Below are 8,284 nucleotides of genomic sequence, written 5' to 3' on the forward strand. Positions count from 1 at the left end.
AGCCGCCGCCTGCGCCAAGTCAAGGAAAACCGCCCAAAACAGCCCGGATTTGAAGGATTTGGCCTGGTTCGAGGCCTTCAGTCGAATCTCGGGCCGCTTTGCAACAAACCGGTTCCCTCGCAGTTAGTCCGCCGGAACACGCAAGCGGGCAAGGGCTCTTCAATGGCAACGGACGAACTGGTCAAGACGACGACGGGCATCGCCCATCACGGCGCGGAGCGGCTGCCGTCGGTGGAGATCGACAGCTTCAATATCGAGATCAAGGACGAGGACGGCTTTCTCGGCGATCGCGCCAGCAAGGGCGCGTTCCGCGAGATTCTCGACCGCTGGCGCAAGCCGGTGCGCAAGAGCGGCGAGGATCCGTTCGGCAAGGAGCCGTCCGAGAACATCAGCAAGAAGACGCTGGATGACATTCTGATCGGCGACGACGTCGAGGCCTCCGCGCTGGTGCACAGCGCCATCGAGGATTTCGCCCAGGAGCTCGCCTACGTCACCCGGCGCTTCCTCAAGACAAAAGCCTGGGCCAAGACCGAGCGCATCGTGGTCGGCGGCGGTTTCCGCGATTCCCGGCTCGGCGAGCTCGCGATCGCGCGCACCGAGATCATCCTGAAATCCGAGGACTTCAAGATCGACCTGCTGCCGATCCGACATCATCCGGATGAAGCCGGCCTGGTCGGTGCGCTGCATCTGGCGCCGTCCTGGATCTTCGAGGCCCACGACAGCATCCTCGCCGTCGACATCGGCGGCACCAACATCCGCTGCGGTCTGGTCGAAACCGGCTGGAAGAAGGCAAAAGACCTGTCGAAGGCCAAGGTCGTGACATCCGAGCTGTGGCGCCATGCCGACGACGAGCCGACCCGCGAAGGCGCGGTGAAGCGGCTCACCAAGATGCTGAAGGGGCTGATCACGGAAGCCGAGAAAGAAGGCTTCAAGCTCGCACCCTTCATCGGCATTGCCTGTCCCGGCGTCATCAACGCCGACGGCTCGATCGAGAAGGGCGCGCAGAACCTGCCGGGCAATTGGGAGAGCAGCAAGTTCAACCTGCCGGCGAGCCTGATCGAGGGCATCCCCGTCATCGGCGAGCACGACACCGCGATCCTGATGCACAATGACGGCGTGGTTCAGGGCCTCTCCGAGGTGCCGTTCATGCAGGACGTCGATCGCTGGGGCGTGCTCACCATCGGCACCGGCCTCGGCAATGCCCGCTTCACCAACCGCCGCAAGGACCGGGACACTACGGAGAACGGCAAGAAAAAGGGCAAGGAAAACAACAAGGACAGCGCCAAAAGCGACAAGGAGTAACCTTGACTGGTTAGGTTAAGGACCGGATTGCGTTGCGGCGCCGAGGTTGCACGCTACGGTCGAATTGTCGCCTCACCTGGCCGGCGAAGCCGCCCTTCCCAGCCAGTATTTCAATGAGCGGCACCGGGACCGCCAGTGTTTACCGCGTCTGGCGGTCCCACCCCGTTTTTTCCGTGCGCTCGCGCGGGCTCCTCGACGAGCCCCCATCGCTTCAGCAAGACATCGCGCCACGACCCGAGACCCTCATCCTGAGGGCCCGCCGCAGGCGGGCGTCTCGAAGGATGGCCGCAAGACGAATGCCCCCGCTCCATGAGCCGCAGGCGTCACGCCGCTTCACCCGGCGGAGGCCAGGGATGATTCGGCTCGGAAGCGCAGCGCCTCACCCGGCACGTGCCGGTCGCCGTATTGCCCGGCACAAATCGCAAGAAATGCCGCCGAAACCCGCCGCTTCAGCCGCTGAGGCTATAGGTCAGGCCGAAACAGGCAGCGGATTTTCCCCTTTCGCGCCTTGTCTGGCCCGCCATCCTCGCCTATTAACGCCCCAACCACAGGGGCCCTGCTCCTACCATGGCGCCTTCAGGAGAGGTGGCAGAGTGGTTGAATGCACCGCACTCGAAATGCGGCATAGGTGCAAGCCTATCGGGGGTTCGAATCCCTCCCTCTCCGCCAGAAGGTCCAGGTTGACTGTCCGTAGTGGCTTTCCGTCCGAAATTCTCTACAAAAAAGGGCGGCTCTTTTGTTGCGACGGCCCCCCACCGTTTTGGGTCCCATGCTTATTGAAAATACTTGCAAAAATGTACCTTGCGCTTCGCGAGCTGAGCAACCTGGACCCCGATCAAGCAGTGTTGGCTTAGCTAGGTGGCGTTTCATCTTCCATCAGAAATCGATCAAGTCATCCAGCGCTGACATTACTTCGAGCGTGCCGACAATCGCACCAACCATCCTCTGGTAGAGAGTAAGCTCCGCATAGGAAAGTTGGCGTCCCTGCCGATCCTTGAGCCACTTCTCGAGAACCTGATAGCTGCCAATTTCAAACATCCATGCTTCAACGCTAATGCCCTCAAAGTACTGGCTGCTATTGATGTAAACTCGACCGGACGGTGCCTCGTTTGTAGCGAACCTGGGATAACTGCGCGCAACTACATTATCGCCTGCCGCAGGGAACCGAACTTGCGGTGGAATTGCTACGGTATCATCGAGAAGATGCAGACTTTGAAGTCTCCCTCCCAACTCTGCGATTCTCCGAAAGGCTTCCCCCGTCACCGGCAATGGGATGCGGGGAAAGTCCAGCTTTAGGAACTGGGAATAGGTCTGCCTGTAACTTCCACTATGAAGCATCGCGTACACGTAATTGAACACGTCGATGGGACCGAAGGCATTAGAACTGGGCTGCCGCAAAGCAGGCGAAAATTCAAATCCAGTTGCATTTTCGACGGCTTCAACGAATCCAGCACTAAGGTTTGGGGAACGATCTCCATTGGCGGGATCTGTCGGCCAACGGGTGTCTTCCGAAAGCAATGGCAGCGCGGATTCCTGGGTCGAATCAGGATAGACGTACAGCGGGAAAATATAGTTCTGTTCCTTCGTCTTATTAGAAACGGCGCAACTTTCTGCGGGCTCCTTACTTACGAGCACATGATTGAATCCCGCATCCGCTTGCTGACGCGATGTAAGTATACAGATATTGTTTTTGCCGAAGACGTGCTGGCGAATCTCGCGCCTGGGGCGGTCCATTGCGACCTTGCTGTAGTAGCAGGTGCGCCAGTCAAAAGGCCGATACAGGCATGTGGTCAGGGCAGCCTCCCAATTTTCGTCAGCCCTGATCTCCTTCCTAGCCTCGGTAACGCTCCATCCTTTTCCATCGCGCAGACGATATGCCTCTCGAAATTCGCCGTCGCTCATGTGACTCGCATTCATCTCGCGAAAACGCTGCTCCAGAACTGAGCGGTCAAAATCGACGGCGAAGTGATCGCGATGCGTTTGAAATCCGAGAACGTTCACCGGAAATATTTCAGTGATCTTCCAAGCTGCCTGATAGTCCGCAAGACTGCTCGTGTCCAAAGGCTTGAAAAGATAGAAGGGGCTCTCCGGCGTAAGAACTTCCCAATCTGTGGAAACAACGTCATTCTCGAATAGCCAGCCATATTTCGCCGTTCGAGTGCCCCAGAGGTCAGCATGATAAACCTTGGCCAACCCCGTGCTGCCCGGGCGCTTAACGAAAATTCCGATAGAAACGCCCTGCTGGATATCAAACACATTCTGATCGGGATCGGTCGACGGGCTCCGAGCGCGCTTTTTTACACTGCCGTGCAAATCGAGAACGTAGATCTCGGAAAAGGTTTTCATCAATGATTGCCGCATGCCGCGGAAAGTGGGGTTATCGAGATATCCATGATTGGTGATAAACGCGAGCACACCCTGACCGGACCGCTCAATACGCCATTGTCCGAAACAAAGGAACTTGACGTAGTCATCCTGCAACCACTTCGGATTGCGCTCACCCAATGGCTGGCCATCAACATGGTAATAGCTGGGCACTGATTTGTCTTCACCGGCTCCGCGAAGCAGATCATCCATCCACTTTCCAACGTTTGCTGAATGCCCCGAGTAGGGGGGATTACCCATCACGACGAGCACGGGAGAATGCATTTTGATTGAGTCGGCGGCGGCGCTTTCCTGGGCAACCCATTGCGTGAAGAGCGGCATGCTCGCATGTTCGTGGGCTTCATCCAAAGTATTGGTGAGGAAGACGCCGAGTCTCTCGCTGCCTTCGGCCTGTACCCCCCACTGGCCCCGAATTTCCTCAGGCAGGTCGCGCCCCGCAAGCTGCAAACTAAGCTTGAAATGGGCAACCGCAAAAGGCGCTACCATCAATTCAAAGCCGAACAGCCGAGGAAGCAGATGCTGCCTTACATACCCCGGCCACATCCCTGCGTTTCCGGCGGTGATGAACTGCTGTCGAATGAAATCAATCACAGCATACAGGAACGTACCTGTGCCTGTCGCGGGATCGAGCAGTATGACCTTATGGCATTGCGTCGTCTTGCGGACCTCGGAATCCTTCCCCTTCACTCGAAGACTCTGATCGAGATTCTTGATCGTTATGGTCGATCGATCCGCTAAGCCTTCCTGGCAATCAAACCGACTCCTGAGAATTGCGTCCACTGACCGGACGATATAGCTCACGACCGGTTCAGGTGTGTAATAAACCCCGCGCGTCTCCCGCAATTTTGGATCGTATGCGGCCAGGAATGTTTCATAAAAATGGACCACCGGGTCTTCTTGCTTCGTTCGATGTCCAAAGTTTGCGAGCACTCTCGACATATCTGTATTTGCGAGAAGAGCGACGAGGTCGTTCACAAAACAAGAAAACGGCTCGTCATCCAGCCTTGGGTTGGAAATATCGATGAAAAAGTTGCGCAGAAATGGATTTGATCGTGGGATCAAACGCTGCGCCTCTTCACGGGTGAACCTAGCGTTCGGTGCGGCCATTATCCGCGCGGTAAAGATACCGTACGCGAGTGTTTGAGCAAACATATCGGCAAACTGCGGCGTACTCTTCGGCTGATCCAAGCCAGCGATCAAGACATCCGAAAATGCCTTACGCCACCCTCTCACCCAGTCCGAAGCGATGTCCTTTTCAAAGGCCGTGACGATTGTATCGCGGATAATGTGGGTAAGGCGCGCCATGCGCTGTGCAAGTTCACGAGGCACGCTGATTTCGATGGGCGCATGACCCACAAAATTCGTTAGCAGGGCCCCCACATCAGCCGCTCCGGTCTTGCTGATTTTGAGAGCGCCGTTGGTTTGCCTTTGCGCCAGTCGGGCCTCTTGCCGTAACTCGCCATCAACATACCATCGAAATTCTAGGTAATCGCTCAATATGAGGTTTGGGAGAGATTTTCGGTAGCGACTCAGTTGGTCTGTCAACTCTGCATCATCGAGTGAACGACCTACGTCTTTGACCTCAATATACCCGATCGTCAGATTATTTTGTGTGACGATAAAATCAGGGGCGCCGCAATCGATTCGCGCTGGCTCGTTGATTGCCCTCAGATCATTAAAGGCCTCTTCAAGCAATCGTTTAAGTGCTGGACGGTGGGTGTGTTCGGTGGAATTGTTGGCGCGCAGAGCATCATCGAGCCGCATAAGATAGTTCTTGAAGTCGAACATGGTGCCTCGGGTGGTTTGCCAGCGACGCCATAGGCGCTGTCTTGGATGACTGTCCTGCTGTCCGGCTTGAAATGGCACAAGGGAAAGTGGGAACCTCTTGCCTATGACAATCTACAGAGGTTCGTCGATACGACTCTCGGATGAAGTCCCAAGCCGTCGTCAAGTGGTTGGTGACGCCGGGACGATTTGATTGCAGTTCGTCACCTTATGCCGCCGGCACAGGCCAACGCCAACGTAGTTGATTCGGGGTCGAGACTGCTCGATTGGTGTTACGGTGAGGGTGCGCTTAATTGGGGCCCTCCAGCGGCGAACGTTGAGGGCAAACTAAAGTCCGACCTAACTTCGATCGCGCAACTCGTCACCTGACACGGCCTCATTGATCCGAGTTACGGCGACAGTGCACTAAACTCCTGCGGTCCATCGGATAACGTCGGCAAAAAATCCGAACTAGCTTCTACCGTTCAACTTCTGGGCCCCACCCGAGAACCTGCCAGTCGGACGTCCTGCGATGATGACACTATGCCCCTGTTTTGCCCGACGAAGCAAAACAGGGCAGACGTCAATCCGCACGAGCGGCAGCGATCGCGGCCAATTCTCGTCGGCTCGCGTGGGTGCGCCGCGCAGGCGAGTCAAACCAGGATCATTTGGCTTTTCGCTCCTGGAATTCCGCCCGACGCCGCCCCTTGTAACCCATTGATCTTCCAGCCCCCGTCTACTGTGCATGGGGTTGTTTTCGCGCTTTTTAGTTGCCTCGTGGCAAAGGCCTGCCGCAGAGTAATGGCTTGAACCCACCATCGCCGCGATCCGACCTAGCACTACCCGCGCTCCAGCGGCACCAAGGCGGCCCACCCCCAATGTTCGAAAAGACCTACCGCGACCGCCTCGAAGCTGACCTCGCTCGATGGGAGGCCGACGGCGTGATTGCGCCGGCGGCGGCCGCTTCCATCCGCAATGCGCTGCCGCCTCTGCCGGCGGGCATCAACATCGCCGTGGTCGTCGGCATTGTCGGCGGTCTGTTGATCGCGGCCGCGTTCCTCGCCTTCGTGGCGGCGCATTGGACCGAGATCGCGCGGCTGGTGCGGTTCGCAATCCTGCTCGCCGGCATGATCGTTACCGGCGCCCTTGGCGCCTGGTTCGCGACGACGGGCCGCAATGTTCTCGCCGATCTCTGCGCGAGCTTAGGGGCGATCATCTTCGCGGCGGGCATCGCGCTGGTCGGCCAGATGTATCATCTCGGCGAGGATTTTGCCGGCGGCATGCTGCTGTGGTCGATCGGCGCATTCGCCGCGGCCCTGCTGACCGGCTCGCGCGGCGCGCTCGCGGTCGGCCTCGTCGCCGCCTGCGCCTGGACCTGCATGCGGACCTACGACACGCCCGACGTCCTGCATCTTCCTTTTCTGGCGGTCTGGCTGATCGCAGCAAGCCTTGCCTTCGCGTGGAATTCGCGCGCCGCCGCCCATCTCGTCGCGCTCGCGGTGCTGCCGTGGTGGGTCGCGACGTCGTTTCGCTTCGAATTCGACGGGGTCCAACCGTCCTTCGTGCTCGCCAACGGGGCGGCCCTGCTGTTCGGCGCCGGGCTTGCGATCGCAGCTTGTCCCTCGCCGCGTGCGCTTCGGCTCGGCAGCGTTCTGTCGATCTACGGCGCGTTTGCACTGGCCGCTGTGGCTGTCCTGGAGGTGACGACGGTCGACGACAATTTTCTTTTCCGGACCCGCACGGCGTCCGGCCAGCCGCTGTGGGCGATCCTGTGCGGGGCCGCAGGGGTGATCCTCACCTTCGTCTCCGCCACGTTCACGAAGCGCGCCGGCGAAATCCTTGCCGCCTGCGCGATCGGGCTCGTGCTGCTCGCCGCGCCGGTCTGGCCGGTCTCCACGGCCGGCGAGCCCTGGCTGGCTTATGCCGCGCTGCTCTGCGCCATGCTCTGCCTCGTCGTCTCCGGTGTGCTCGATGACGTGCGTCCGCGCATCGTTGCCGGCTGGCTCGGGATCGCCGGAATCATCGCCGGCATCACCTGGGCGGTGAAGGGATCGCTGCTCCGCCGCTCCGCCTTCCTTGCGGCAGCGGGTATCGTCACTGTTGCCTTTGCCACGGCGCTCAATCGCTTGCTGCCGAGGAGCGCGCGATGATGAAGATGGCCGCCTCCGTCGCCGGGCTCTGGCAACGCATCCCGAAAGCCGTGCTGTTCGGCGTCGCCGTGCTGGTGCAATGCGCGCTGCTGATGCTGATGGTCGCCGACCGCGTGCAGATCCTGCGCGAGGGCACCGAGGTCACGCTGCAGACGCAGCCGGTCGATCCGCGCGATCTGCTGCGCGGCGACTATGTCGTGCTGCGCTACGACATCTCGCAATTGCCGGCAGGTAGCCTCGCCGGCAAGCCGGCCGACGCGCGCAACCCGATCGTGTTCGTCAAGCTCGCGCCCAATGCCGACGGGCTCTACGCCGCCGTTTCGGTGCATGCCGAGCCTGTGCCGGTCACGGCGCCCGAGGTGCTGATCCGCGGCCGCGTCAGCCATTCCTGCGGATCGAGCGTTCGCACCTTCTGCGACAGGCTGACGGTCAAATACGGCCTCGAAAGCTATTTCGTGCCGGAAGGCGAGGGTGGCAAGCTCGAGCAGGCCCGCAATCAGCAGAAGCTGCGGATCGTCGCCGCCGTGCTGCCCTCGGGCCGCGCCGCCATCAAGCGGCTGCTGCTCGACGGCCAGCCGGTGTATGAGGAGCCGCTGTATTAGAGCGTTTTCGAGCGAAGTGGACACCGGTTCGCGTGAAGAAAACGCGTCAAAACAAGAATCTAGAGCTTCGGTTCTGATTCA

The 8,284-nt window shown here is 59.4% G+C and carries 4 protein-coding genes and 1 tRNA gene; 4 read left to right on the forward strand and 1 reads right to left on the reverse strand.

Going from position 1 to position 8,284, the window contains the following annotated elements; all coding sequences use genetic code 11:
• The first annotated feature begins 162 nt into the window (after window positions 1–162).
• Together UNPF46_RS34810 and UNPF46_RS34815 are read left to right on the forward strand one after the other, a co-directional pair.
• The gene (locus UNPF46_RS34810) at window positions 163–1,302 is read left to right on the forward strand and encodes an ROK family protein (protein WP_142253073.1); all 1,140 of its coding nucleotides are present in this window, start codon (window positions 163–165) and stop codon (window positions 1,300–1,302) included.
• Window positions 1,303–1,881: 579 nt separating this feature from the next.
• Window positions 1,882–1,971 (forward strand) — tRNA-Ser (locus UNPF46_RS34815).
• Between the two features lie 207 nt (window positions 1,972–2,178).
• On the opposite strand, the gene UNPF46_RS34820 is transcribed toward UNPF46_RS34815, so the two are convergent.
• Window positions 2,179–5,475, reverse strand: coding sequence for a type ISP restriction/modification enzyme (locus UNPF46_RS34820; protein WP_142253074.1), 3,297 nt, complete (start codon window positions 5,473–5,475; stop codon window positions 2,179–2,181).
• Between the two features lie 854 nt (window positions 5,476–6,329).
• On the opposite strand from UNPF46_RS34820, the gene UNPF46_RS34825 reads away from it, so the two are divergent.
• Both UNPF46_RS34825 and UNPF46_RS34830 read left to right on the forward strand, forming a co-directional pair.
• Entirely contained in the window at window positions 6,330–7,601 is a 1,272-nt protein-coding gene (locus UNPF46_RS34825) for a DUF2157 domain-containing protein (RefSeq protein WP_142253075.1), read from the forward strand.
• A complete protein-coding gene (locus UNPF46_RS34830; protein ID WP_142253076.1) occupies window positions 7,598–8,203 on the forward strand; it encodes a GDYXXLXY domain-containing protein in 606 nt (201 codons plus the stop codon). Before UNPF46_RS34825 ends, UNPF46_RS34830 begins: the two co-directional genes overlap by 4 nt.
• The last annotated feature ends 81 nt before the right edge of the window (window positions 8,204–8,284 follow it).

Origin of the sequence: Bradyrhizobium sp. UNPF46, from assembly GCF_006658625.1 — a bacterium.
Taxonomy (GTDB): Bacteria; Pseudomonadota; Alphaproteobacteria; order Rhizobiales; family Xanthobacteraceae; genus Bradyrhizobium; species Bradyrhizobium nitroreducens.